The 24,734-nt window shown below is 64.5% G+C and carries 24 protein-coding genes; 15 read left to right on the top strand and 9 right to left on the bottom strand.

All coding sequences use genetic code 11. The annotated features are described in order from the left end of the window. The first annotated feature begins 78 nt into the window (after positions 1-78). The 3 genes from ACFLEY_RS27835 to ACFLEY_RS27825 all read left to right on the top strand — a co-directional run bounded on the left by ACFLEY_RS27835 (position 79) and on the right by ACFLEY_RS27825 (position 3,688). Positions 79-1,467 (top strand): class II 3-deoxy-7-phosphoheptulonate synthase, encoded by a 1,389-nt coding sequence (locus ACFLEY_RS27835; RefSeq protein WP_028170853.1) that lies wholly within the window; start codon positions 79-81, stop codon positions 1,465-1,467. Positions 1,468-1,471: 4 nt separating this feature from the next. Then, on the top strand, positions 1,472-1,825 hold the full coding sequence (locus tag ACFLEY_RS27830) for a diacylglycerol kinase (RefSeq protein ID WP_060911540.1): 354 nt from the start codon (positions 1,472-1,474) through the stop codon (positions 1,823-1,825). A gap of 105 nt (positions 1,826-1,930) precedes the next feature. Further along, complete coding sequence (locus tag ACFLEY_RS27825) at positions 1,931-3,688, top strand: NAD+ synthase (RefSeq protein ID WP_060911541.1); 1,758 nt, start codon at positions 1,931-1,933, stop codon at positions 3,686-3,688. Positions 3,689-3,786: 98 nt separating this feature from the next. Here the strand turns inward: ACFLEY_RS27825 and ACFLEY_RS27820 are convergent, their stop codons facing one another. The 5 genes from ACFLEY_RS27820 to ACFLEY_RS27800 all read right to left on the bottom strand — a co-directional run bounded on the left by ACFLEY_RS27820 (position 3,787) and on the right by ACFLEY_RS27800 (position 8,308). After that, entirely contained in the window at positions 3,787-4,179 is a 393-nt protein-coding gene (locus ACFLEY_RS27820) for a cytochrome C oxidase subunit IV family protein (RefSeq protein ID WP_060911542.1), read from the bottom strand. A 9-nt stretch (positions 4,180-4,188) separates the two neighbouring features. Continuing rightward, on the bottom strand, positions 4,189-4,911 hold the full coding sequence (locus ACFLEY_RS27815) for a heme-copper oxidase subunit III family protein (protein WP_060911543.1): 723 nt from the start codon (positions 4,909-4,911) through the stop codon (positions 4,189-4,191). Positions 4,912-4,926: 15 nt separating this feature from the next. After that, entirely contained in the window at positions 4,927-5,634 is a 708-nt protein-coding gene (locus tag ACFLEY_RS27810) for a cytochrome c oxidase subunit 3 (protein WP_060911544.1), read from the bottom strand. Beyond that, entirely contained in the window at positions 5,631-7,406 is a 1,776-nt protein-coding gene (locus tag ACFLEY_RS27805) for a cbb3-type cytochrome c oxidase subunit I (protein ID WP_011086565.1), read from the bottom strand. Before ACFLEY_RS27805 ends, ACFLEY_RS27810 begins: the two co-directional genes overlap by 4 nt. A gap of 68 nt (positions 7,407-7,474) precedes the next feature. After that, entirely contained in the window at positions 7,475-8,308 is an 834-nt protein-coding gene (locus tag ACFLEY_RS27800) for a cytochrome c oxidase subunit II (protein ID WP_011086566.1), read from the bottom strand. Positions 8,309-8,862: 554 nt separating this feature from the next. Between ACFLEY_RS27800 and ACFLEY_RS27795 the strand changes: the two genes are divergently transcribed. Then, entirely contained in the window at positions 8,863-9,771 is a 909-nt protein-coding gene (locus tag ACFLEY_RS27795) for a DUF2189 domain-containing protein (protein ID WP_028170858.1), read from the top strand. A 42-nt stretch (positions 9,772-9,813) separates the two neighbouring features. On the opposite strand, the gene ACFLEY_RS27790 is transcribed toward ACFLEY_RS27795, so the two are convergent. Together ACFLEY_RS27790 and ACFLEY_RS27785 are read right to left on the bottom strand one after the other, a co-directional pair. Continuing rightward, positions 9,814-11,013: a DUF2865 domain-containing protein gene (locus tag ACFLEY_RS27790; protein ID WP_060911545.1), complete on the bottom strand. Its 1,200-nt coding sequence runs from the start codon at positions 11,011-11,013 to the stop codon at positions 9,814-9,816. A 142-nt stretch (positions 11,014-11,155) separates the two neighbouring features. Continuing rightward, the gene (locus ACFLEY_RS27785) at positions 11,156-11,461 is read right to left on the bottom strand and encodes a hypothetical protein (protein ID WP_060911546.1); all 306 of its coding nucleotides are present in this window, start codon (positions 11,459-11,461) and stop codon (positions 11,156-11,158) included. Between the two features lie 290 nt (positions 11,462-11,751). On the opposite strand from ACFLEY_RS27785, the gene cysS reads away from it, so the two are divergent. From cysS to ACFLEY_RS27765, 4 genes are all read left to right on the top strand, one after another. Continuing rightward, a complete protein-coding gene (gene cysS / locus ACFLEY_RS27780; protein ID WP_060911547.1) occupies positions 11,752-13,134 on the top strand; it encodes a cysteine--tRNA ligase in 1,383 nt (460 codons plus the stop codon). 115 nt (positions 13,135-13,249) lie between these two features. Further along, positions 13,250-13,741, top strand: coding sequence for a GNAT family N-acetyltransferase (locus tag ACFLEY_RS27775; RefSeq protein ID WP_028170862.1), 492 nt, complete (start codon positions 13,250-13,252; stop codon positions 13,739-13,741). Between the two features lie 178 nt (positions 13,742-13,919). Continuing rightward, positions 13,920-15,533, top strand: coding sequence for a citramalate synthase (gene cimA, locus ACFLEY_RS27770; RefSeq protein WP_060911548.1), 1,614 nt, complete (start codon positions 13,920-13,922; stop codon positions 15,531-15,533). Between the two features lie 116 nt (positions 15,534-15,649). Next, positions 15,650-16,027 (top strand): VOC family protein, encoded by a 378-nt coding sequence (locus ACFLEY_RS27765; protein WP_060911549.1) that lies wholly within the window; start codon positions 15,650-15,652, stop codon positions 16,025-16,027. A 181-nt stretch (positions 16,028-16,208) separates the two neighbouring features. On the opposite strand, the gene ACFLEY_RS27760 is transcribed toward ACFLEY_RS27765, so the two are convergent. After that, on the bottom strand, positions 16,209-16,814 hold the full coding sequence (locus ACFLEY_RS27760) for a TIGR00730 family Rossman fold protein (protein WP_028170865.1): 606 nt from the start codon (positions 16,812-16,814) through the stop codon (positions 16,209-16,211). Between the two features lie 200 nt (positions 16,815-17,014). On the opposite strand from ACFLEY_RS27760, the gene ACFLEY_RS27755 reads away from it, so the two are divergent. The 4 genes from ACFLEY_RS27755 (at position 17,015) to ACFLEY_RS27740 (ending at position 21,662) form a co-directional block, all read left to right on the top strand. Continuing rightward, positions 17,015-18,970 carry an ABC transporter ATP-binding protein/permease gene (locus tag ACFLEY_RS27755; protein ID WP_028170866.1) on the top strand — a complete coding sequence of 652 codons (1,956 nt, stop codon included), beginning with the start codon at positions 17,015-17,017 and terminating at the stop codon, positions 18,968-18,970. Positions 18,971-19,053: 83 nt separating this feature from the next. Beyond that, complete coding sequence (locus tag ACFLEY_RS27750) at positions 19,054-19,752, top strand: phosphatidylserine decarboxylase (RefSeq protein ID WP_011086577.1); 699 nt, start codon at positions 19,054-19,056, stop codon at positions 19,750-19,752. Between the two features lie 87 nt (positions 19,753-19,839). After that, complete coding sequence (locus tag ACFLEY_RS27745) at positions 19,840-20,721, top strand: phosphatidylcholine/phosphatidylserine synthase (RefSeq protein ID WP_028170867.1); 882 nt, start codon at positions 19,840-19,842, stop codon at positions 20,719-20,721. Between the two features lie 221 nt (positions 20,722-20,942). Further along, positions 20,943-21,662, top strand: coding sequence for an RraA family protein (locus tag ACFLEY_RS27740; RefSeq protein WP_038966252.1), 720 nt, complete (start codon positions 20,943-20,945; stop codon positions 21,660-21,662). A gap of 9 nt (positions 21,663-21,671) precedes the next feature. Here the strand turns inward: ACFLEY_RS27740 and ACFLEY_RS27735 are convergent, their stop codons facing one another. Further along, positions 21,672-21,965, bottom strand: coding sequence for a hypothetical protein (locus tag ACFLEY_RS27735; RefSeq protein ID WP_028170869.1), 294 nt, complete (start codon positions 21,963-21,965; stop codon positions 21,672-21,674). 101 nt (positions 21,966-22,066) lie between these two features. Between ACFLEY_RS27735 and ACFLEY_RS27730 the strand changes: the two genes are divergently transcribed. From ACFLEY_RS27730 to ACFLEY_RS27720, 3 genes are all read left to right on the top strand, one after another. Beyond that, complete coding sequence (locus ACFLEY_RS27730) at positions 22,067-22,891, top strand: SDR family NAD(P)-dependent oxidoreductase (protein WP_060911550.1); 825 nt, start codon at positions 22,067-22,069, stop codon at positions 22,889-22,891. Positions 22,892-23,104: 213 nt separating this feature from the next. Continuing rightward, a complete protein-coding gene (locus ACFLEY_RS27725) occupies positions 23,105-23,878 on the top strand; it encodes a motility protein A (RefSeq protein WP_011086581.1) in 774 nt (257 codons plus the stop codon). A gap of 24 nt (positions 23,879-23,902) precedes the next feature. Continuing rightward, positions 23,903-24,733: a flagellar motor protein MotB gene (locus tag ACFLEY_RS27720; protein ID WP_396604261.1), complete on the top strand. Its 831-nt coding sequence runs from the start codon at positions 23,903-23,905 to the stop codon at positions 24,731-24,733. Position 24,734: the final 1 nt, after the last annotated feature.

Below are 24,734 nucleotides of genomic sequence, written 5' to 3'. Positions count from 1 at the left end.
CGGGAGCCAGCCTGTGTATAAGGCGGCCCTCGCAACCCACAGATCAGGTTGTGCTTTTTGCTTCACGGAGAGATTGCGATGTCCGAGCGGTGGACGCCCGAGTCCTGGCGCAGCAAGCCGGTGCTACAGGTGCCCGATTATCCCGACGCCAAGGCTTTGGCCGACGTCGAGGCGCAGCTTGCGACCTTTCCGCCGCTGGTGTTCGCGGGCGAGGCGCGCAATCTGAAGAAGGCCTTGGGCCGCGTTGCGGCGGGCGAGGCCTTCCTGCTCCAGGGCGGCGACTGCGCCGAGAGCTTTGCCGAGCACGGCGCCAACAACATCCGCGACTTCTTCCGCGTGCTGCTCCAGATGGCGGTGGTGCTGACCTATGCCGGCGCAGTGCCCGTGGTGAAGGTCGGCCGCATCGCCGGCCAGTTCGCCAAGCCGCGCTCCTCGCCGACCGAAAAGGTGGGCGGCGTCGAGCTGCCGAGCTATCGTGGCGACATCGTCAACGACATCGCCTTCACCAAGGAAGCGCGTGTGCCGGATCCGCAGCGCCAGCTGATGGCCTATCGCCAGTCGGCGGCGACGCTGAACCTGCTTCGCGCCTTCGCTACCGGCGGCTACGCCAATCTCGGCAGCGTGCATGAGTGGATGCTCGGCTTCCTCAAGGACTCGCCGCAGTCCCGCCGCTACAAGGAGCTGGCCGACCGCATCTCGGACGCGCTCAACTTCATGCGCGCCTGCGGCCTCGATCTGGAGAGCCATCCGGAGCTGCGCGCGACCGATTTCTACACCAGCCACGAAGCGCTGCTGCTCGGCTACGAGCAGGCCATGACCCGCGTCGATTCCACCACCGGCGACTGGTACGCGACATCGGGCCACATGATCTGGATCGGCGATCGCACCCGCCAGCTCGACCACGGCCATATCGAATATTTCCGCGGCATCAAGAACCCGATCGGGCTGAAGTGCGGCCCGTCGCTCAAGCCCGACGAATTGCTGAAGCTGATCGACGTGCTCAACCCCGACAACGAGCCGGGCCGGCTGACGCTGATCGGCCGCTTCGGCTCCGACAAGGTCGGCGAGCACCTGCCGAACATGATCCGCGCCGTGAAGCGCGAGGGCAGGGTGGTGGTCTGGTCGTGCGATCCCATGCACGGCAACACCATCACCTCGACGTCGGGCTACAAGACGCGGCCGTTCGACCGTATCCTGTCCGAGGTGAAGTCGTTCTTCGCGATCCACGCCGCCGAAGGCACCCATGCCGGCGGCGTGCATCTGGAGATGACCGGCCAGGACGTCACCGAATGCCTCGGCGGCGCCCGCGCGATCACGGACGAGGATCTCAACGACCGCTATCACACGGTCTGCGACCCGCGCCTCAATGCCGAGCAGTCCATCGACATGGCTTTCCTGGTCGCCGAACTGCTCAAGCAGGAACGCGCCGGCAAGGCCAGGCCGATGCCGGTCGCCGCGGGGCTCTAAGACCTTGCTGCGGATCTGGAAGGCCACGATCAATTCGCGCAACGGTCTGGCCTTTGCACTTCGATCGGAGCAGGCGGTTCGCGAGGAGATCTTTGCGCTCCTGCTGTCGCTGCCGCTGGCCTGGTTCATCGGCGCGACCGCGATGCGCGCGGTCGAGCTGGTCTGTGCTGTGGCGTTCGTGCTGGTGGTCGAGCTGCTCAACACCGCGGTGGAAAAGCTCGCCGACCGCCTGACCCTGGATCACGACAAGCAGATCGGGCAGGTCAAGGACATGGGCTCGGCGGCCGTCGGCGTCGCGCTGCTGATGGCCGGCGCGTTCTGGATCTTTGCCGTCGTCGAGCGGTTGGGTTTCGTCTAAAGCGCTCATCGCGTTTGAGGTTGTTGTTTGAGCATGATCTTTTCGGAAAACCGCTCCACACTTTTCCGGATCATGCTCTAGCCATTGGATCGGACGGGGGCGGCCATGACCGAACGTTTCAACGCATTCGCGGTCACGCTCGCCCAGCTCAATCCGACCGTGGGCGACGTCGAGGGCAATGCCGCCAGGGCGCGGGCCGCGCGCGTGCGGGCGGCCGCCGATGGCGCCGATCTCGTGCTGTTTCCGGAATTGTTCATCGCCGGCTATCCGCCGGAGGACCTGGTGCAGAAGCCGGCCTTCCAGGCCGCCTGCCGGGCCGCGATCGAAAGCCTCGCGCGCGAGACAGCCGATGGCGGGCCGGCGATGCTCGTCGGCACGCCCTGGGTCGAGGACGGCAAGCTCTACAATGCCTGCGCGCTGCTCGACGGCGGCCGCATCGCCGGCTTGCGCTTCAAATGCAATCTGCCGAATTACGGCGTGTTCGACGAGAAGCGGCTGTTCGCGCGCGGGCCTGCCGCCGGGCCGGTCACGGTACGCGGCGTGCGCATCGGCGTGCCGATCTGCGAGGACATCTGGCTGGATGAGTCTGAGGACTACGAGAACGTGGTCGAGACGCTGGCCGAGACCGGCGCGGAGATCATTCTGGTGCCGAACGGCTCGCCTTACGCCCGCGACAAGAACGACGTGCGCCTGTCGGTCGCGGTCGCGCGCGTCACCGAGAGCGGCTTGCCGCTGGTCTATCTCAACCAGGTCTGCGGCCAGGACGAGCTGGTGTTCGACGGCGCCTCGTTCGCGCTCAACGGCGATCTCTCGCTCGCGGCGCAATTGCCGGCGTTCGCGGAAAGCATCACCACGCTGCGCTTCACGCGTAACGGCGAGGATTGGCGCTGCGCCGGGCCGATCGCCGCGCAACCGGAAGGCGACCACGCCGACTACGCGGCCTGCGTGCTGGGCCTGCGCGACTACGTCGCCAAGAACGGCTTTCCCGGCGTGCTGCTCGGCATTTCCGGCGGCATCGATTCCGCGCTCTGCGCAGCGATCGCGGTCGACGCGCTCGGCGCCGACCAGGTGCATGGGGTGATGCTGCCCTATCGCTACACTGCGGCAAGCTCGATCGCGGACGCCGGCGAGCTCGCGGGCCATCTCGGCATCCGCTACGAGGTCCTGCCGATCGCGGAAGCCGTGACCGGCTTCGAGACTATCCTGTCCGGCATCTTCAAGAATCTGCCGCCTGATATCACCGAGGAAAATCTTCAGGCCCGCACCCGCGGCACCCTCTTGATGGCGATCTCCAACAAGACCGGGCTGATGGTGGTGACGACAGGCAACAAGTCGGAAATGTCGGTCGGCTACGCCACGCTCTATGGCGACATGAACGGCGGCTTCAACCCGATCAAGGACATCTACAAGACGCAGGTGTTTCGGTTGGCGGCGCTGCGCAACAGCTGGAAGCCGGACAGCGCGCTCGGGCCGGCCGGCGAGGTGATCCCGCCCGATATCATCACGCGTCCGCCGACGGCGGAGCTGCGCGAGAACCAGACCGATCAGGATTCATTGCCGCCTTACGACGTGCTCGATGCCATCCTCGAACGCCTCGTCGAACGCGAGGAGCCGCTGGACCAGATCATCGCAGCAGGCTTCGACCGCGAGACGGTCACCCGCATCGACCATCTCCTCAACGTCGCCGAATACAAACGCCGCCAGGCCGCGCCCGGCGTGAAGGTGACACCCAGGAATTTCGGCCGCGACCGCCGCTATCCCATCACCAACCGCTTTCGCGACAAGGGCGAGCCGCTGGCCGCCCCGGACGACACGCTGATCTCGCGCGACAACGGCAGATCTGCGGACGCGTTCGAGGGGTAGCACCGGAGAGAGACGGGCGGTCTTGCCACACGTCTATCTGTCATCATCCGCCTGCGCGGGGCATGACAGTGGAGCGAGGTGCGAAATTCACATGAGCGCTACGACGGTGTTGCGAAGAACAGCACCCGAAGCAAGTGCGTGTATTCGGACTCGAGCACCATGATCGCCACGAATACCAGCACCAGGACCGGCGGCAGCAGGATGGCATAGGCCAAGGCCAGCCGCTCCCAGGCCATGTGCATGAAGACGGCGACGATGAGACCGGCCTTCAACACCATGAACAGCAGGATCAGCGACCATCTGAGACTGCCGTGCAGCCCAAAATAATCGACGAGGTAGGAGCAGGTGCTGAGAACGAACAGCCATGCCCAGACCACGAGATAGAGCTTGATCGGGTGCTGCTGGCCCTTGGCGTGAGCCGTCCCTGGTGCGGCTGCGGCGTGCACATGAGCCTGGATCTGTCCTTCCATGTGTACCGTGGCGTTTGTCATGTGCCGACCTCACCAAAGGTAGAAAAAGGCAAAGATGAACACCCATACGAGGTCGACGAAGTGCCAGTACAGGCCGGTGATCTCGACGATCTCGTAATAGCCTTTGCGGCTCGTGAAGAAGCCGCGCCTCTCGACATCGAAGTCGCCCCGCCAGACCTTGCGCGCGATCGCGATCAGGAAGATGACGCCGATCGTCACATGGGTGCCGTGGAAACCGGTGATCATGAAGAAGCTTGAACCGAACTGCGCCGCGCCCCACGGATTGCTCCAGGGACGGACGCCCTCCATGATCAGTTTGGTCCATTCGAAGGCCTGCATGCTGACGAACGTCGCACCGAATGCCGCCGTGGCCAGCATCAGGATCGCGGTCCTGACGCGATCCCTGCGGTAGCCGAAATTGACGGCCATCGCCATCGTCCCGCTGCTGCTGATCAGGATGAAGGTCATGATGGCGATCAGGATGAGGGGGATGTGCTTGCCCCCGATATTGAGGGCAAAGACTTCGCTGGGATTGGGCCACGGCACGGTCGTCGACATCCGTGCCGTCATGTAGGACAGCAGGAAGCAACTGAAGATGAAGGTGTCGCTGAGGAGGAAGATCCACATCATGGCCTTGCCCCAGGACACGTTCTTGAAGGCGCGCTGATCCGACGCCCAGTCGGCGGCGATACCCTGCCAGCCTTCAAGCCGGGCAGGCACTTGTCCGGTGTCTCTCAGCGCGGTCTCGGCCATCTCGTCTCGTCCTTCCTAGCTCAGCAATTGGCGACAGATGTCGACGAAATCGTCCGTCCAGCCCGTGAGGAGACCGAGCAGGACCAGCCAGACCAGCAGCAGGAAATGCCAGTAGATGGTGCACAGCTCCACACTCAGGCGCATCTCGGCCGTCCCGGTGTCGTGCCGCCATACCCCCGCTGTGGTTCGGCCGAGCGCAACCAGGCCGCCGGTCAGATGCAGCCCGTGCACCGCGGTGATCACGTAGAAGAAGGCATTGGCCGGATTGGACGCCATGAAATAGCCGGCGTCGCTCAGTTGATGCCATGCCAGCAGCTGCCCCGCGAGAAACGCGATCGCCGACGCTCCGCCGGCGAGCAGGCCGACGATGACGCCGTCGATGTCGTTCCGGCGTACGGCCATGAGGGCCCATTGCAGCGCGACGCTGCTCAGGACCAGCACGCCCGTGTTGAACCACAGCACCTTTGGCACCGGCATTGTCCGCCAGTCCACCATGTTCATGCGCATGGAGTAGGCGCTGATGAACAGCGTGAACAACGAACCGGCAACAGCGAGAAACACGCCAAGTCCGACCTTCGCTGCCGGCCAGGTCATGGCGTCCGTGCCGGGGAAATCATCGATCGGACCTGCCTCCAGCCACGGTTTCGCAGTCAGCCGTTGCTGCGAGAGCCACCATCCGACGATGACGGCGATCACGGCCAGGAACAGGATAACGGCGCTCACGGAGCAACTCCCTGAACGGCCCCCGTCGGGGGCGGCTGGTTCTGCGGAATGAAGTCCTGCGCCGCGCCCGGCACGCTGTAATCATAGGCCCAGCGATAGACGATCGGGAGCTGCTTGCCCCAGTTGCCGTGCCCTGGTGGCGTCTCCGGCGTTTGCCACTCCAGCGTCGTCGCTCGCCACGGATTGCCGCCCGAAGGCTCGCCCTCGAACAGGCTCCAGACGAGATTGAACAGGAACACCATCTGGGCGAAACCCACCGTCAGCGCCACCACGGTGATAAAGGCGTTCAGCGAGTGGGCCGACGGCGGGATGAACGCCGCGTCGCCGAGTTCGAAGTATCGGCGCGGAACGCCGAGCAGCCCGAGATAATGCATGGGAAAGAAGATCAGGTAGGCGCCGAGGAACGTAACCCAGAAGTGGAACTTGCCCAGCACGTCGTTCAGCATTCGCCCCGTGACCTTCGGGTACCAGTGGTAGATCGCCCCGAGCACGACCATGATTGGCGCGACGCCCATCACCATGTGGAAATGCGCGACGACGAACATGGTATCCGACAGGGGCACGTCCACGACGACGTTGCCGAGGAACAGTCCGGTAAGCCCGCCATTCACAAAAGTGATGATGAAGCCGAGGGCGAACAGCATCGGCACCGTGAGATGGATGTCGCCATGCCACAGGGTCAGCACCCAATTGTAGACCTTGATGGCGGTCGGGATGGCGATGATCAACGTCGTCGTGGCGAAGAAGAACCCGAAATACGGGTACATGCCGCTTACATACATGTGGTGCGCCCACACGACGAAGCTGAGCGCTCCAATCGCCACGATGGCCCAGACCATCATGCGATAACCGAAGATGTTCTTTCGCGCATGCGTGCTGATCAGGTCGGAGACGATGCCGAAGGCGGGCAGGGCGACGATGTAGACTTCGGGGTGACCGAAGAACCAGAACAGGTGCTGGAACAGGAGCGGGCTGCCGCCGCCATATTTGCTCAGCTGGCCCATCTCGACGAGGGTCGGCATGAAGAAGCTGGTCCCCAGCAGACGATCGAGCAGCAACATCACCGAGCCAACGAACAACGCGGGGAATGCCAGCAGCGCCATGACGGTGGCCGTGAAGATGCCCCACACCGTCAGCGGCAGGCGCATCAGCGTCATGCCGCGGGTGCGCGCCTGCAGCACGGTCACCACATAATTCAGCCCACCCATGGTGAAGCCGATGATGAACAGAATCAGGGAGGACAGCATGAGGACGATGCCCCAATCCTGTCCGGGTGTGCCCGACAGAATCGCCTGTGGCGGATACAGCGTCCAGCCGGCGCCGGTGGGGCCGCCGGGCACGAAGAAGGCCGAGGCCAGCACCAGGACTGCGAGCAGGTAGACCCAGTAGCTCAGCATGTTCACATAGGGAAAGACCATGTCCCGTGCGCCAACCATCAGCGGGATCAGGTAATTGCCGAAGCCTCCGAGAAACAACGCCGTGAGCAGGTAGATCACCATGATCATGCCGTGCATGGTGATGAACTGGAGGTACTGGTTGGCATCGATAAAGGAGAATGTGCCGGGAAATCCCAGTTGCAGTCGCATCAGCCACGACAGGACCAGGGCCACCAGTCCGATGGCGGAGGCTGTCAGCGAGTACTGTATGGCGATCACCTTGGCGTCTTGCGAAAAGACATACCGCGTCCACCAGCTCCTGGGATGGTAGAGCTCGACATCGGGCACTTCGGCAGGCGGAATGTCTGCAATCCTGTCATAGGGGACATCGACCATAGAGCACCTCCTCGGTCGTTTCCTTCGGGGGCGATCAGCTCGTCTTCACGCGCCCGACCTGCATTCTCCTAGTCGTCGCCGGAATTGTACTTCGCCCTCACAACGGCATTTCGACCTGACAATCCGGCAAACGTCTTCTGCTGCTCCAGCCAGGCGTGATAGTCGCTCTCTGCCTCGACGATGACCTTGGCGCGCATCTGGTAGTGAGCAGCGCCACACAGCTCCGCGCAGAGAACATCAAAGGTTCCGGTTCGGATCGGCCTTATCCAGAAATAAGTGACCATGCCCGGCACCATATCCATCTTGGCCCGGAACTCAGGCACATAGAAATCGTGCAGGACGTCAACGGACCGGAGCAAAACCTTGACCGGCTTCCCGATCGGAAGATGCAGGTCGCCATTTTCGATCACGACGTCGTCCTGGCCGTGCGGATCGTCGCGATTGAGACCCATCGGGTTCTCAGGACTGATGTTGCGGACATCGGACGTGCCCAACCGGCCATCCTTCCCCGGCAAGCGGAAGCTCCACTGCCATTGCTGGCCCATGATCTCGACCTCGGTGGCATCTGCCGGAACGGTCACGAACTGGTGCCAGACGACCAGGCCGGGTGCGAGCATGGCAGCGACGCCGACGCCGGTCCCGACACTGAGCCACCATTCAAGCTTCTTGTTTTCGGGATTGTACGCGGCCTGTCTTCCCTCCTTATGGTGAAAGCGAAAGACGCAATAGGCCATGAACAGGATGACCGCGGTAAAGACGAACCCGGTGATCCAGAACGTGATGTTGATCGTGTCGTCGATATAGCCCCAGTTGGTGGCGATCGGCGTCCACCACCACGGGCTGAAGAGGTGAAACAGCACCGAACCGATCGCGATCAGAAGCAGTATCAGTGCGACAGCCATCCTGAACCATCCTTGCCAACAAAGGCTGCGGATACGAATCCAGGGCGGAGCTCGCGTCTGTCGCGATGGCTGACTTTCTCTATGCTGGTTCTATGCTGACATATGCGCCATCGCCGCGCCTCTTGCCTCGCCCCTTCAACCGGTCGCGATATCAAGAGAAGTTCGCGACCGCCAATCTCACCGGAGCTGGGGGCGTCTACATTTCTAAAATGATCCCCCGCGAACCCGGCGTCAATAGCATGTCAACGAGCTTAGGCGGCGTGGGCGATCCATGTTGCCGTGCAAGCTCGCCATCGTCAGTCGCATTCTCGATGTGATGCATCGCACAAAATATGCGACGCACAATTTCACCCAGCCGGGAGCGCTGGTCATTCCACATCGCACGCGCTAAGCTTGGAGCGCAGGTCGCGACGGGTTTCGTCCGGCTAAGCTCCTTCCTCGTTGAGCCTGGAACTGCCGTACTCGGCTCGATCGCGTCTCCCGCACTTAAGGGCGGACACGCGTGGCCGGAAAGCGCGCCGTTCTCCGCCGCGACTTCAGAGGAGGGTGTGTCCATGGCCACTCTTTATTCCGACAAGATCGTCAAGCGGCACCTGTTCGGTGAGGCGGTCTCTTATCCCATTCGCAAGATCGGCTTGCTCGACTTGAAAGAGGTGCTGCGCCTGGGCTGGGAAGATTTCCAGGCGATGCCGAGTCACGCGATCGTCGTCTGCGTGATCTATCCGGTTCTCGGTCTCGTCCTGTTCAGGATGGTCCTCGGCTATTCGGTCCTGCCGCTGCTGTTTCCGCTGGCCGCCGGGTTTGCCCTGATCGGTCCCTTTGCCGCGATCGGCCTCTACGAACTCAGCCGCCGCCGTGAGCGCGGCGAGGAGGTCGATGCATGGGATGCGGTCAAGGTGCTGCGCGCACCGTCCTTCGGCGCCATGCTCGAGCTCGGCGTGCTCTTGCTCGTCCTGTTCGGGGTCTGGATCGGCGTCGCGAACGCGATCTATGTCACCATCTTCGGTCACGCAGCGGCTGCAAGCATTCCGGACTTTGCAACCCGCGTGCTGACCACGCCGGAAGGATGGTCGCTCATCATCGTCGGTTGCGGTGTCGGCTTCCTGTTTGCGGTCGCGGCGCTATGCGTCAGCGTCGTATCGTTTCCGTTGATGCTCGATCGGCATGCGACGGCGATCGATGCGATCCGTACATCGCTGCAGGCGGTGGCCGCCAATCCGGTCGCGATGGCGGGGTGGGGGCTGATCGTCGCGGCGCTGCTCGTGGTCGGCTCGCTGCCGTTCTTCGTCGGTCTCGCTGTCGTCCTCCCGGTGCTCGGTCATGCGACCTGGCACCTTTATCGGAGAGTGGTCGAGCCGAATCCGAATCCGCCGGACGAACCGCCGCCCCCGCCGAAGGGGAAGCGATATGCCGCGGATTTCCCGGCCAATCTCTTCCCGTGGAGCCGCGAGGGCGAGCAGTAGCTGCGAGACCCGGTGGGCGGATGACGGTGCGGCAGGGCTGAGCTACTTCTGCTGCTGCGGCAGGAAGGTCGGTCCGACTGAACGGATCGGCTTGTTCTCCGAGTTCGTCGGAGCCGTGCCGGTATCCGCCGGCGGCGTCGCGGCCGGTGCGGTGGCCGTCGTCGGCGCCGGAGCAGCTGTGCCCTTCTTGGCCGTCGTTGCAGGCGCGCCCTTGTTGAGCCGCTGCTGCTGCATCTTCTTGGCGCTCTCCTCGGTGACGATGATGTCGCCCTGCTGCTCGGCTGCGGCCTTGTCGTCGGCCGACTTCAACGCATCCGCCCAGGTCTGGCCCGCCGCCTTGCAGGAGCAGGACGGGTTGAACTCGCTGCGGAATTTGAATGCGGTCGGCAGCGCCGTGTAGGGCTGGCCGCTGATCGAGACCGCGGAGTTCATGTCTTCGCCGGGATTGCGATGGGTATAGAGCACGGCTTCCGCGGCCGGGCACAGCGCCTTGCAGGTCTTCTCGTCGTCCGGGAAGCGCGCCGGCACGGTCGCAAACGAGACCGGGAAATAGGCGCCGTCGCAGGTGCGCACGCATACGGTGCGGTAGGTGCCGGATTGTGGGCCGAGATCAGAGGGCGGCACGCTTTGCGGATTGTTGGGGTTGTTGTTGCCGCCGAACAGATTGCTCAGGAAGTTGCCGCCGCCTTGCGCCTGCGCGGCGTTGGCGTATTGCGGGCCGCAATTGTTCTGGGCGAGGGCCACCAGCACCGAGCGGCGCTGGCTGTCGCGTTCCGGGCTGAAGCCGCCGGGGCCGCCGCCGCGCAGGCGTTCGAGATTGCCGGTGATCTGGTCCAGATTGGCGCGCATCTGCTGGATCTGGGTGTTGACCGGGCCGCACTGCGCCGACTGGCCGTTGAACAGTGAGAAGAAGCCGGAGGAATCGCAGCCCATGCGCTTGGCCTGCATGGTGACGCGGTCGAGTTCGGCCTGCTGCTTGGCTTGGGAATCCTGATAGCGGCGGATCTGGTCTTCACGCGCGGGGTCACCGCCGCCGCCACGATCGAGCGCGGCGAGCTGGCCTTCCAGTCGCACGCACATCGGATTGGGGCCTAGCCCGTTCTGGCCGGGCTGAGGCGGAGGTCCGGGCGGGCCGGCCTGCGCGAAAGCGGCGTTGGCAAGCATGACGGTGCTCAGGAGCACGGTGCAGGCAAGGATCGAGCGGGCACGGGAGAGAGTCAAAAATTCAGGCATATCCGCCATTCTAGCGAGGTCACGGCCCAGTGTGACTTTCCAACGTGGCTTGGGGGGCGAAGCGCGCCCTCCCATAGCCGCTTCCTGCGGCATCGTCACGTCGTTTCAGGGGCCAAAGATTGGGCCTAAGGTCCGCCAGTTCCGAGCGAATTCAGCGCTGGCAGGTGATTGCGACATATTCGTCGCAATGGCCATGGGAGCAGTTTGCGCCGGTTTTGGGGACAGAGCCGGTAATTTCGTCGGGATCGACCCGGCGATAGCTTGAGGCCTGGGCAAAATCCCGTGACTGGCAATAGGTGCGCGCGACCTGCGCGCCGCATCTGTCGCCCTTGGCCAGGCACTGGTCGATGCCGTAGCCGTCCGCCTGGTTGGCGATGATGAAGACCCGGGTCTCGGCGAATGCGCCGGACGCTGCGATGATGGAGGCACAGGAGACGAGTGCAAGCAGGGATCGCATGGGTGGCACCGGGGGCTGGGGGAACCGCCAGCTTCCGAATAAACTCAAAAGGTTAATGATGATGAACCATCATGGCGGGGCGGCCGCGCTTTGCGGAGATAAGACGGCATTTTCGCGGCTCTCTTGACGCGGGGGCGCCTGATAGCCCATATGTGGCCGCATGTACGGTCTCCTCGCTATTTGCGCCATTTGCCGCGAGATTACGAGCTAGCGATTCGCTGGCTGGAGCCGTCTTTTCTCAAAAACATTGAGAGCCTTGGACGCCCGGCCAACAGCCGACGGGTATCCATATGGAATTGCGCCTCTACGATACGCTGACCAAGGAAAAGCGCACCTTCGTGCCGCTCGATGCGAACAACGTCCGCATGTATGTCTGCGGACCGACGGTTTATGACTTCGCCCATATCGGCAATGCCCGGCCCGTGATCGTGTTCGACGTGCTGTTTCGGCTGTTGCGCCATCTCTATGGCGAGGCGCACGTCAAATACGTCCGCAACATCACCGACGTCGACGACAAGATCAACGACCGCGCCGCGCGTGATTTTCCAGGGCTGCCGCTGAACGAGGCGATCCGAGAAGTCACCGAGCAGACGGGCAGGCAGTTTCACGCCGACGTGGACGCGCTTGGCGCGCTCCGGCCGAGCGTCGAGCCGCGCGCGACCGAGCATATCGGCGAGATGCGCGAGATCATCGAGATGCTGGTCGCCGGCGGCTTTGCCTATGTCGCCGAGGACCATGTGCTGTTCTCGCCGCAGGCGATGAACGCGGCCAATTCCACCCTGCCGCGCTACGGCGCGCTGTCCAATCGCTCGCTGGACGAGATGGTCGCCGGTGCCCGCGTCGATGTCGCGCCCTACAAGAAGGGCAGCACCGACTTCGTGCTGTGGAAGCCGTCCAAGCCCGGCGAGCCGTCGTGGCCGTCGCCGGCCGGCATCGCCGCGCAGGGGCGCCCGGGCTGGCACATCGAGTGCTCGGCCATGGCCTGGAAGCATCTCGGCGAGCACTTTGACATCCACGGCGGCGGCATCGATCTCGTGTTTCCGCATCACGAGAACGAGGTCGCGCAGACCTGCTGCGCCTTCCACCGAGAGCGCATGGCGAACTACTGGATGCACAACGGCTTCCTGCAGGTCGAGAGCGAGAAGATGTCGAAGAGCCTCGGCAACTTCATCACCATCCATGAGCTGCTGGCGGATTGGCCGGGCGAGGTGCTGCGCCTGAACATGCTCAAGACGCATTATCGTTCGCCGATCGACTGGACCATGAAGTCGCTGGAGGAGAGCGCCAAGACGCTCGACGACTGGTATCGCGTCGCGGCCGACGTCGATCCCGGCCGTCCCGCCGCGTCCGTGGTCGAGCCGCTGCTCGACGACCTCAACACCTCCCTGGCGATCGCGGCGCTGCATGGCCTGCGCAACAGCGACGTGAGCGCATTGGCAGGATCGCTGCGGCTGCTCGGCTTTCTCTCCGAGAGCGCCGCGCAGTGGGAAGATCGCAAGCAGAAGGCGAGCGGGGTCGATGCCGGAGAGGTCGAGCGCCTGATCTCGGAACGGACCGCAGCCCGTGGACGGAAAGACTTCAAAGAGTCCGACCGCATCCGCGATCAGCTCGCCGCGATGGGCGTTGCGATCAAGGACTCCAAGGAAGGGACGACCTGGGAGTTTTCGCGATGAAGCGGCCCGACACGCCTTTTCCGCGGCACTGGCTCTACTACATCGCGCTGAAGGTCCTGCTGCTCGCTGCCGCGGTGGCGCTGGCGCTCAAGCTCTATGGGATGTGGTGAAGACGATGGGACAGACTTTGCCAAGGCCGGGCTTGCGGCCCTTCCTGCCTGATGACGTTCCGGTGCTTGCGGCGATCTTCGTCGCGAGCATCGAGGAGCTGACCGGCGAAGACTATACCGAGGCGCAGCAGCAGGCCTGGATGGAGGCGGCGGAAAGCGAAGAGTTCGGCAAGCGGCTCGCCGCCGATCTGACGCTGATCGCGACGCTGGAGGGCTCGCCCGTCGGCTTCGCCTCGCTGCAAGGGGCCGATCACATCCGCATGCTCTATGTGCATCCGGCAGTCAGCGGGCAGGGCATCGCGACCATGCTGGTCGATGCGCTGGAGAAGCTTGCCGGCGGCCGCGGCGCGAAAAGCCTCTCGGTCGATGCCAGCGACAACGCGCAGGGCTTTTTCGCCAAGCGCGGCTACGTCGCCATGCAGCGCAACAGCATCACCGTGAACGACGAGTGGCTGGCCAATACCACCATGAAGAAGACGCTCGGAGCACCGCAATGAGCAAGGAGCGTGGTCACCAAGCGCGATCCTCTCTCCGCTCCCTCCCCCTTTGTGGGGGAGGGTTGGGGAGGGGGGTAGCCCCACACTCCGACCACCCGTGTGGCACCCCCCTCCCGACGATGCTGTGCATCGTCGACCTCCCCCACAAGGGGGGAGGTAACAAGAACGGACGCTCGCGATGAGCTCGGCACAAGCAAAGAAAGAGCGCCTCTATCTGTTCGACACCACGCTGCGCGACGGGGCGCAGACCAATGGCGTCGATTTCACGCTGACCGACAAGCAGATCATCGCCGCGATGCTGGACGAGCTCGGCATCGACTATGTCGAGGGCGGCTATCCCGGCGCCAATCCGACCGACACCGAGTTCTTCGGCAGCAAGCCGAAGCTCAATCACGCGCGCTTCACCGCCTTCGGCATGACGCGCCGGGCAGGGCGCTCGGTCTCGAACGATCCGGGCGTTGCCGGTCTGCTCGAAGCCAAGGCCGACGCGATCTGCTTCGTGGCAAAGTCTTCGGCCTATCAGGTGCGCGTCGCGCTTGAGACGACCAAGGAGGAAAACCTCGCCTCGATCCGCGACAGCGTCGCAGCCGCCAAGGCCGCCGGCCGCGAGGTGATGCTCGACTGCGAGCATTTCTTCGACGGCTACAAGGAGGATGCCAGCTTCGCGCTCGCCTGTGCGAAAGCCGCCTATGAGGCCGGCGCGCGCTGGGTGGTGCTGTGCGACACCAACGGCGGCACCATGCCGAACGAGGTCGAGGCCATCGTCACCGAGGTGACCAGGCACATCCCCGGCGCTCACGTCGGCATTCACGCCCATAACGACACCGAGCAGGCGGTGGCGAATTCGCTCGCCGCGGTGCGCGCCGGCGCGCGGCAGATCCAGGGCACGCTGAACGGCCTCGGCGAGCGCTGCGGCAACGCCAATCTGTGCTCGCTGATCCCGACCTTGAAGCTGAAGCAGGAGTTTGCCGACGCCTTCGAGATCAGTGTGACGCGGGAGAAGCTCGCTACCCTCGTCAAGGTGTCGCGCACGCTTGACGACATGCTCAACCGCGTGCCGAACCGGCATGCGGCCTATGTCGGCGAGAGCGCCTTCGTCACCAAGACCGGCATCCATGCCTCCGCCGTGCTGAAGGATCCGCAGACCTACGAGCATGTCTTGCCGGAACTGGTCGGCAATCACCGCAAGGTGCTGGTCTCAGACCAGGCCGGCCGCTCCAATGTGATCGCCGAGCTCGACCGCGCCGGCATCGCTTACGAGAAGAGCGATCCGAAGCTGACGCGCCTGGTCGAGGAGCTGAAGGAGCGCGAGGCGGCCGGCTACGCCTACGAATCCGCCAACGCCTCGTTCGATCTTTTGGCGCGCCGCACGCTCGGCAAGGTGCCGCATTATTTCGAGGTCGAGCAGTTCGACGTCAATGTCGAGCAGCGCTACAACGCGCTCGGCGAGCGCGTCACGGTGGCGCTTGCGGTGGTCAAGGTCGACGTTGCCGGCGAGCATCTGATCTCGGCGGCCGAAGGCAACGGTCCCGTCAACGCGCTCGACGTCGCCTTGCGCAAGGACCTCGGCAAGTACCAGAAATATATCGAGGGCCTGAAGCTGATCGACTACCGCGTCCGTATCCTCAATGGCGGCACCGGCGCGGTCACGCGCGTGCTGATCGAGAGCGAGGACGAGAACGGCGACAGCTGGACCACGGTCGGCGTGTCCCCGAACATCATCGACGCCTCGTTCCAGGCGCTGATGGATTCGGTGATCTACAAGCTCGTGAAATCGGGCGCGCCGGCGTAGTTTTGATGCTGTCATTCCGGGGCGATGCGAAGCATCGATCCCGGAATCTCGAGATTCCGGGTTCGGCTCTTCGAGCCGCCCCGGAATGACAGCGGAGATAGGGGAGGGGCAGAACTATGATCGACCACATCTCCGTCGGCGTCAGCGATCTCGATCGCTCCGCAACATTCTACGAGGCGACGCTAGCCGCCCTCGGCCTCACGCGTCTCGTCACGCGGCCGCGCACGGTCGGCTTCGGCAAGGCCTATCCGGAGTTCTGGATCAACTTGCGCGAGGGCATGCCGCCCGTAGCCCCGGAGAGCGGCGTGCACATCTGCCTGCGGGCGAAGACCACAGCTGAGGTCGATGCGTTTCATGCCGCCGCGCTGTCCGCCGGCGGCGCATCCGACGGCGCGCCGGGCATCCGCCCGCACGATCGCGTGCGCTACTACGCGGCCTTCGTCGTCGATCCCGACGGCAACCGGATCGAGGCGGTGACGTTTCCTGCGGAATAGAGCGTTATCGCCACGAAGGCGGTGCGCTCCCTCTCCCGCTTGCGGGGGAGGGTTGGGGTGGGGGTATCTCCACGGGCGAGAACCCCCAAGAGGAGAGAACCCTCACCCGCCGCTATGCGGCGACCTCTCCCGCAAGCGGGAGAGGTGACGGAGCCCGCGGTGAAATCGAGCCAACCAATCGTTACAGCTTGCGCGCGACTTCCGGAGCGAGCTCTTTTTCCGCCTCGGCGAGCTGTGCCACGGCGGCCTTCAGCTTCGGCAGGATCTCCTCGACCCGATCGGCCTTGAGGATGTCGACCGAGAGGCCGGCACGGATGAACTCGGTCTGGCGCATGTGCGACAGCAGCGAGAACAGCGGCTCCCAGAAATTATCGATATTGGCGAGCAGCACGGGCTTGGCGTGACGGCCGAGCTGCTTCCAGGTCAACTGCTCGACCAGCTCCTCCAGCGTGCCGACGCCGCCCGGCAGCGCCACGAAGGCGTCCGAGCGTTCGAACATCAGCCGCTTGCGCTCGTGCATGTCGGGGGTGACGATCATCTCCTGCACGCGCGTCAGCGCGTTCTCGCGCATCCGCAGGAATTCGGGAATGATGCCGGTGACGGTGCCGCCATTATCGAGGACGGAGGTTGCGACCGAGCCCATCAGGCCGAGCGAGCCGCCGCCATAGACCAGGCGGATGTTGTTCTCGGCGAGCGCCTTGCCGAACGCCTTGGCGCCTTCGGTGAAGCGGGGATTGGTTCCGGGGCCGGAGCCGCAATAGACACAGACGGTTTTGATCGTGCTCATTGGTGCCATGATGCATTGCAGCGAAGAGGCGTCAAGCCCAATCGGTGATTCGGACCTCCCGGAAATCTACCGGTAAATGGCGACAAACAATCAAAGATTCGCCATCTGGCGGGGTGCGCTCGCTCCCGGAAGCTTCTATATGACGAGCGAAAATCGTTAATCGCACCGCGCCCGCATCCGGCGGGCTTTCAGGCTTCTTGATGAACCAACCTCATTCGCCGCCCGGCGCCGACGTGCCAGATCCCGCCGGCGGGCCGCTCGAGCGGGCCACCCTGATGGGCACGCTGGCGCACCTGTGGCCCTATATCTGGCCGGGCGACCGCTTCGACCTGAAGATGCGCGTGGTCTGGTCGATGGTGCTGCTGCTCGCCGCCAAGCTGATCACGCTGACGGTGCCGTTCAGCTTCAAATGGGCGACGGACGCGCTGACCGGCGCGAACACCGCGCCGGTGCTGCCCGACAATTGGCACCTCTGGGTGATCGCCTCGCCATTGCTGCTGACGGCGAGTTACGGCGTGACGCGCATCCTGATGGCGGTGCTGACGCAGTGGCGCGACGGCCTGTTCGCGCGCGTCGCCATGCATGCGGTGCGCAAGCTCGCCACCATCACCTTCATCCACATGCACGAGCTGTCGCTGCGCTTCCACCTCGAGCGCAAGACCGGCGGCCTGACGCGCGTGCTCGAGCGCGGCCGCGAGGGCATCGAGGTCATCGTGCGCATGGTGATCCTTCAGCTGATCCCGACCATCGTCGAGGTTTCGCTGCTGCTCGCCGTGCTGCTCTGGCAGTTCGACTGGCGCTACGTGGTGGCGACGCTGATCACGGTCGCGGTCTACATGTACTACACCTACATCGCGACCGAGTGGCGGATCGGCATCCGCCGCAAGATGAACGATTCCGACACCGAGGCGAACACCAAGGCGATCGACTCGCTGCTCAACTACGAGACCGTGAAATATTTCGGCGCCGAGGCGCGCGAGGCGCAGCGCTACGACCGCTCGGTCGCGCGCTACGAGGAGTCGAGCGTCCAGGCCTATACCTCGCTCGCGGTGCTCAATACCGGTCAGGCCGTGATCTTCACGCTGGGGCTGACCGCCACCATGCTGATGTGCGCCATCGGCGTGCGCAACGGCACCAACACGGTCGGCGATTTCGTGCTGGTCAACGCCATGATGATCCAGCTCTACCAGCCCCTGAACTTCATGGGCATGGTCTATCGCGAGATCAAGCAGGCGATCATCGACATCGAGAAGATGTTTGGCGTGCTGGGACGCGAGGCCGAGATCAAGGACGGCCCCGACGCGCAGCCGCTGGTCATCTCCGCCGGCATCGTGCGTTTCGAGGACGTGCGCTTCGCCTATGAGCCGGCGCGTCCGATCCTGAAGGGCATCAGCTTCGAGGTGCCGGCCGGCAAGACGGTCGCGATCGTCGGGCCGTCGGGCGCCGGCAAGTCGACCATATCGCGGCTGCTGTTCCGCCTCTACGACATCTCCGGCGGCAGGATCCTGATCGACGGCCAGGACATTCGCGAGGTCACGCAGGCGAGCTTGCGCGCGTCCATCGGCATGGTGCCGCAGGACACCGTGCTGTTCAACGACACCATCCGCTACAACATCCGCTACGGACGCTGGGACGCCAGCGATGCCGAGGTCGAGGAGGCGGCACGCCTCGCGCAGATCGACAATTTCATCCGCATGGCGCCGAAGGGCTATGAGACCCAGGTCGGCGAGCGCGGCCTGAAACTGTCGGGCGGCGAGAAGCAGCGCGTCGCGATCGCGCGCACCGTCTTGAAGGCGCCGCCGATCCTGGTGCTGGACGAGGCGACCTCCGCGCTCGACACCCACACCGAGCACGAGATCCAGGGCGCCCTCGACCGCGTGGCGAAGAACCGCACCTCGCTGGTGATCGCGCACCGGCTTTCGACCATCGTCGGCGCCGACGAGATCATCGTGCTGGACCAGGGCCGGATCGCCGAGCGTGGCACCCACGCAAAGCTGCTCGCGCAGGGCGGCCTCTATGCCAGCATGTGGAACAGGCAGCGCGAGGCGGAGGCCGCGCGCGAGAAGCTGGCCAAGATGGCCGATACCAGCGAGGCGCCCAACCGGCAGCCGCCGCCGGTCGAGGACGCCCTGACGACGCCTGCGGCTGCGGAGTGATCTTGTCTCCGGTCCCAACTCTGGCCTAAACAACTCCAGCGCGCGGGACGCCCTGCGCCATCAACCCTGAGCGGCAGATAGCGATGTCCATTCTCGATTCCATTCAGCGTCAGATCCCGCCGATCCACAAGGAGGGCTATCCCTTCATCGGCGGCTTTGCGCTGGCAAGCCTGATCCTGTTCTGGCTGTGGTCGCCTTTGGGGTGGATCGGCACCATCCTCACCGTATGGTGCGCGCTGTTCTTCCGCGACCCCGTGCGGGTGACGCCGGTGCGCGAGGGGCTGGTGGTGTCACCGGCCGACGGCCGCGTCTCGATGATCACCATGGCGCTGCCGCCGGCCGAGCTCGGGCTCGGCGACCGGCCGCTGCCGCGCATCTCGGTGTTCATGAGCGTGTTCAACTGCCATGTGAACCGCAGCCCGATCGCGGGCAGGGTGGACCGCATCGCCTACCGGCCCGGCCTCTTCATCAATGCCGAGCTCGACAAGGCGAGCGAGGACAACGAGCGCAACTCGCTGGTGATCACGACGCCCACGGCACGGATCGGCGTGGTCCAGATCGCAGGGCTGATCGCCAAGCGCATCGTCTGCTTCGTCAGGGAGGGCCAGGCGATCGGCGCCGGCGAGCGGTTCGGCCTGATCCGTTTCGGCTCGCGCCTCGACGTCTATCTGCCAGTCGGCACCAAGGCGCTGGTGTCGGAAGGGCAGACCGCGATCGCCGGCGAGACGATTTTGGCCGATCTTGCCGGCGACGACCCGAGTCGCGCCTACCGCGCCAATTAACCAATAAGTCGGTCCCTGGGGCCCTTCCGCCGCAATGGCGGAGGGGGACGCGGCTTGCTATATCTCGCCTCAAGGTGAGGACGAGCCATGACGCCCTATGACATCAAAGACCCTGACGTTCGCCGCCGGCGGTTCCGCCCGATTCCGGTGCGGATGCTGGTGCCCAACGTCATCACGCTGCTGGCGATCTGCGCGGGCCTGACGTCGATCCGGCTGTCGATCGAGGGGCGGATGTCGCTCGCCGTCTACGCCATCGTGTTCGCCGCCGCGCTGGACGGCATCGACGGCCGGATCGCGCGCATGATCAAGGGCCAGTCCAAATTCGGGGCGGAGCTCGACAGCCTTGCCGACTTCGTCAATTTCGGTGTGGCGCCCGGACTGATGCTGTATTTCTGGCAGTTGCACGAGCTCGGCAATGCCGGCTGGATCGCCGCGATGGTGTTCGCGATCTCCGGCGGCCTGCGTCTTGCGCGCTTCAACGCCACCATGGACGATCCCAACAAGCCGGCCTTCGCCGCCAATTTCTTCACCGGCGTGCCGGCGCCGGCCGGTGCGATCACGGTTCTGCTGCCGATCTATGTGGCGTTCCTCGATCTCGGCCGCGCGCCCGCGGCGGTGACGGCGGCCTACACGCTGCTGATCGCCTTCCTGATGGTGTCGCGCCTGCCGGTGTTCTCCGGCAAGACCAAGCGCATGCGCGTGCCGCCGGAACTGGTGCTGCCGGCCTTCGTCGCGGTGATCGTCTTCATTGCTATCCTGATCGCCTATCCCTGGCACGTGCTGTCGATCGGCACGGTGCTGTATCTTCTCGCTTTGCCGCTCGGCTACAAATCCTATCGCGACCAGGCGCGCGCGATGGAGGCTGCCACGCCTGCGGGAGGCGAGATCTCGTCGCCGCCGTCGGCGCCGACGCTGGCGAACCTGTCGGAGCCGCCGCACGACGACGACCGGCCCGGACGGCTGCATTAAAGCGCGATGAGATTTGGCTGAAACCTCATCGCGCTTTAGGTCGTTGTTTGAGCATGATCTTTTCGGAAAACCGCTGCGCACTTTTCCGGATCATGCGCTGAGCGTTTTTCGCGGATATCTGCCATGAAGGCGCGCTGAGTTGGGTTGAGGCCCGATCTCGGCTATATCGCCCTGTGCCGGCGGCATCGCGTCAATCAGCCGCCAATCTGGGAGAGAACGCCGTGACTGATACCGCGACCGGGCCGCTGCCCGCTTCCGTCCTCGAAGCGCTGGGCCGCTATGACACCCCGACGATCTGCAACGCCATGGAGATCGTGGCACCCGAGCGCCGGCTGATCGGCTACACCACCAAGCAACTGGTTTGTCCGTTCCCCGACCTGCCGCCGATCGTCGGCTATGCCCGCACGGTTGCGATCCGCTCGGTGCTGAAATCCTCGCTGCCTGCCGAAGAGCAGTCGAAGCGCCGCATCGAATATTACGAATATGTCGGCACCGGCCACGGGCCGCGCATCTCGGTGATCCAGGACATCGACGGCCCCGACGTCGGCTACGGCGCGTTCTGGGGCGAGGTGCAGAGCAACGTGCACAAGGCACTCGGCTGCCTCGGCGTCATCACCGACGGATCGATCCGCGACATCCCGCAATGGGCCCCTGGCTTCCAGGCGCTGGCCGGCTCGATCGGCCCGTCGCATGCCTGGGTGCATGCGGAGAGTTTTGGCGGCGAAGTGCGCGTCGCCGGCATGACCGTGAAGTCCGATGATCTCATCCACGCAGATCAGCACGGCGCCATCGTGATCCCGCTCGACGTCGCCGCAAAGCTGCCCGAGGCCGCCGAACTCTGCGGCCGCCGCGAGACGCCGATCCTGGAGATCGCCCGCAGCCCCGACTTCTCGCTGGAGAAGCTGAAGGCCGCGCTGAAGCGCTCGGCGGAGATCCACTGAGCTTGCAGCTTACGGCCGCGATGCCGGCCGCGGGTCGCCCTGTTCCGTCAGAAACAGGGCGGCCTGATCCGGCTCGGCGAACATTGCGGCGGCGCATCCGATCAGGGTGAAGCCGCCGGCGAGATCCCACAGGGTGATGTCGTCCGCCTTGTCAGGACCTTGAACCAGGCGCGCTGCGATCACTGCGAAAGCGGCTTCGACAAAGAGCAGGACGCTGAACGCCGGCAGGACGAGTTCCGGTTCGAGCAGATGAAGCGCCAGAACCGCAGGAAGCGCGGTGAGAAGGCCGAACAGCGTCAACATTGCAAAACGGCTCCTGTGATGGAGCATGCCGCACCGACCATAGAATACTGTATGATTCCTGGTCACGGATGTGGCCTAGGGCCGCACTTGGAGGGCCCACGATGCAGATGAATGACAAGACGGTCCTGATCACTGGCTCGACCGACGGCGTCGGCCGCTACGTCGCGCGCCGGCTGGCGGCCGAGGGCGCGAAGGTCCTGATCCACGGCCGCGATGCGGCGCGCGCAAAGACGCTGATCGACGAGATCGTGAAAGCCGGTCATGCCGCGCCGATCTTCTATCAGGCGGACCTGTCGTCGATGTCGGGCACGCGCGCACTCGCGGAAGCGGTGAAACGTGATCACCAGCGTCTCGACGTCTTCGTCAGCAACGCCGGCATCGGCTCGCAGACTGACGGGCCGCAGCGTCAGGTCAGCGCCGACGGTCATGAGCTTCGCTTCGCCGTCAATTATCTCTCCGGCTTCCTCCTCGCCCGTCTCTTGCTGCCGCTGCTGAAGGCCGCGGCGCCGTCGCGCATCGTCAACGTCGCCTCGCTCGGCCAGCATCCGATCGACTTCGACGACGTCATGATCACCAAGGGCTATAGCGGCTCGCGCGCCTATGCGCAGAGCAAGCTCGCGCAGATCATGTTCACGATCGATTTCGCCGAGGAAGTGAAGGGCGCGGGTGTCACCGTGAACTCGCTGCATCCGGCGACCTACATGAACACCACCATGGTGCGGGCCGGCGGCATCACGCCGATCTCGACGGTGGAGCAGGGCGGCGCGGCGATCCTGCGCCTCGTCGAGGGCGACGACGTCGCAGGCAAGAGCGGATTGTTCTTCAACGGCATGAATGAGGCGCGCGCCAATCCGCAAGCCTACGATGCCGAGGCACGCAAGCGTCTGCGCGCGCTCAGCCTGGAGCTGGTGGGCATCTCGTCTTAGCCCCGCGCAAACATGGTTAGCGAAGTGTTGAGATTCCCGTCGGGGGGCGGCAAAGCCGGCTTTCTCCTGGCGCGCTGCGCCGGTCCGGCGCGCCGGCTCAACTTAACCTTTACGCGGCTTTAAGGGCGGCCCTCTAGGGTTTCCGATGCGGTTCGGGGTTGGGCCGCGCCAGCGGCCAGGACGGCCGTTGTTGCGTACGCGTTGGAGTCTCTCATGGATATCATGACCGGCGTTGGGCTCACGGCGGGCATCATCGTCATCGCAGCGATGATCTTCATGGGCGGCGACCTCCACATGTTCATCTCCGAACATGCGATGATCATCATCTTCGGCGGCTCGATCTCCGCCACCATGATCCGCTTTCCGCTCAGCGCGCTCCTGCATGGCCTTCCGCTCGGCGCCAAGTTCGCCTTCACCATGAGCCGGCTGTCGGCGCACGACCTCGTTGACGAGCTCGCCCGCATCGCCGAGATCGCCCGCAAGCAGGGCCCGGTGGGTCTCGAAAAGGTCGAGACCGACGAGCCGTTCCTCGCCAAGGGCATCCGCTATGTCGCCGACGGCTACGACCTCGACTTCATCCGCGACAATCTCGAGCGCGACCGCGACAACTTCCTGATGCACCTCGACGAGGGCAGCAAGATCTATCGTGCCATCGGCGACTGCGCCCCGGCCTTCGGCATGATCGGCACCCTGATCGGCATGGTGCAGATGTTCGCGAACATGACCGACCCTTCCAAGCTCGGCCCGTTCATGGCGACCGCGCTGCTCGCGACGCTCTACGGCGCGCTCGTCGCGAACCTGTTCTGTCTGCCGATCGCCGACAAGCTGCACGGCAAGCTGCTGGATGAAGAGACCAACCGCACCCTGATCATCGACGGCATCCTGATGATCCGCGACTCCAAGAGCCCGACGCTAGTGCGCGAAATGCTGCTGGCCTATCTGCCGGAGAAGCATCGCCACGCCGAAGGCGAGCCGGTGCCGGCGTAACGCCGCCCGCCGGGACAGACAGCCATGGCCAAGAAGAAGCGCGGCGATGCTCACGGGGGCGGTCACGGCTGGTTCGTGACCTTCGCCGATTTGATGGGCCTGATGATGAGCTTCTTCGTGATGCTCGTCGCATTCTCGACGCAGGACGCCAACAAGCTCAAGATCGTCGCCGGTTCGATGCGCGACGCCTTCGGCGTGCAGAGCGAAGCGCGCTACGCCGGCATCGTCGAGTCCGACGGCCTGCCGACGCGCCCGCGGCTCAAGAACGTCGACCATATCCAGCCCGAGGATGCCTCCAACACGCCGACCCCGGACCAGGAGGACCGCGACCCCACGTCGGGGGCGAAGATCAAGGTCGACCGCAATTTCGCGCTCGCCGCGGCCTCGCTGCGGCAGGCCTTGCAGGACATGCCGGAACTGACCGAGATGTCCAAGCACATCATGTTCGAGGAGACCAAGCAGGGTCTCAATCTCGAAATCGTCGACCAGGACGGCCGCTCGATGTTCGCCGACGGCTCCAAGGTGCCCTATGACCGCACCCGCCGCCTGGTCGAGAAGCTGGCGATTCCGCTCAAGGCCACGCCGCTCCGCGTCTCCATCGCCGGCCACACCGCGGCCGGCTTCGTGCCGACCCGTAGCGACTACGGTGCCTTCGATCTATCCGCCGACCGCGCCAATGCCGTGCGGCAGATCCTCGAGCGCGAGGGCCTGCCGGCCTCGCACATCTTCGCCGTCTCCGGCAAGGCGGACACCCAGCCGCTGTTTCCGGACGATCCCTCGCTGGCCGCCAACCGGCGCGTGACCATCACCCTGATGCGCGAGGATCCGCCGCTGCCGCCGAATTTGAAGCCGTAGG

The organism is Bradyrhizobium sp. YCK136 (assembly GCF_044570075.1).
GTDB classification, from domain to species: domain Bacteria; phylum Pseudomonadota; class Alphaproteobacteria; order Rhizobiales; family Xanthobacteraceae; genus Bradyrhizobium; species Bradyrhizobium diazoefficiens.
Note: the sequence above shows the minus strand (reverse complement) of the source record. Positions and strands in the feature narration are given on the sequence as shown.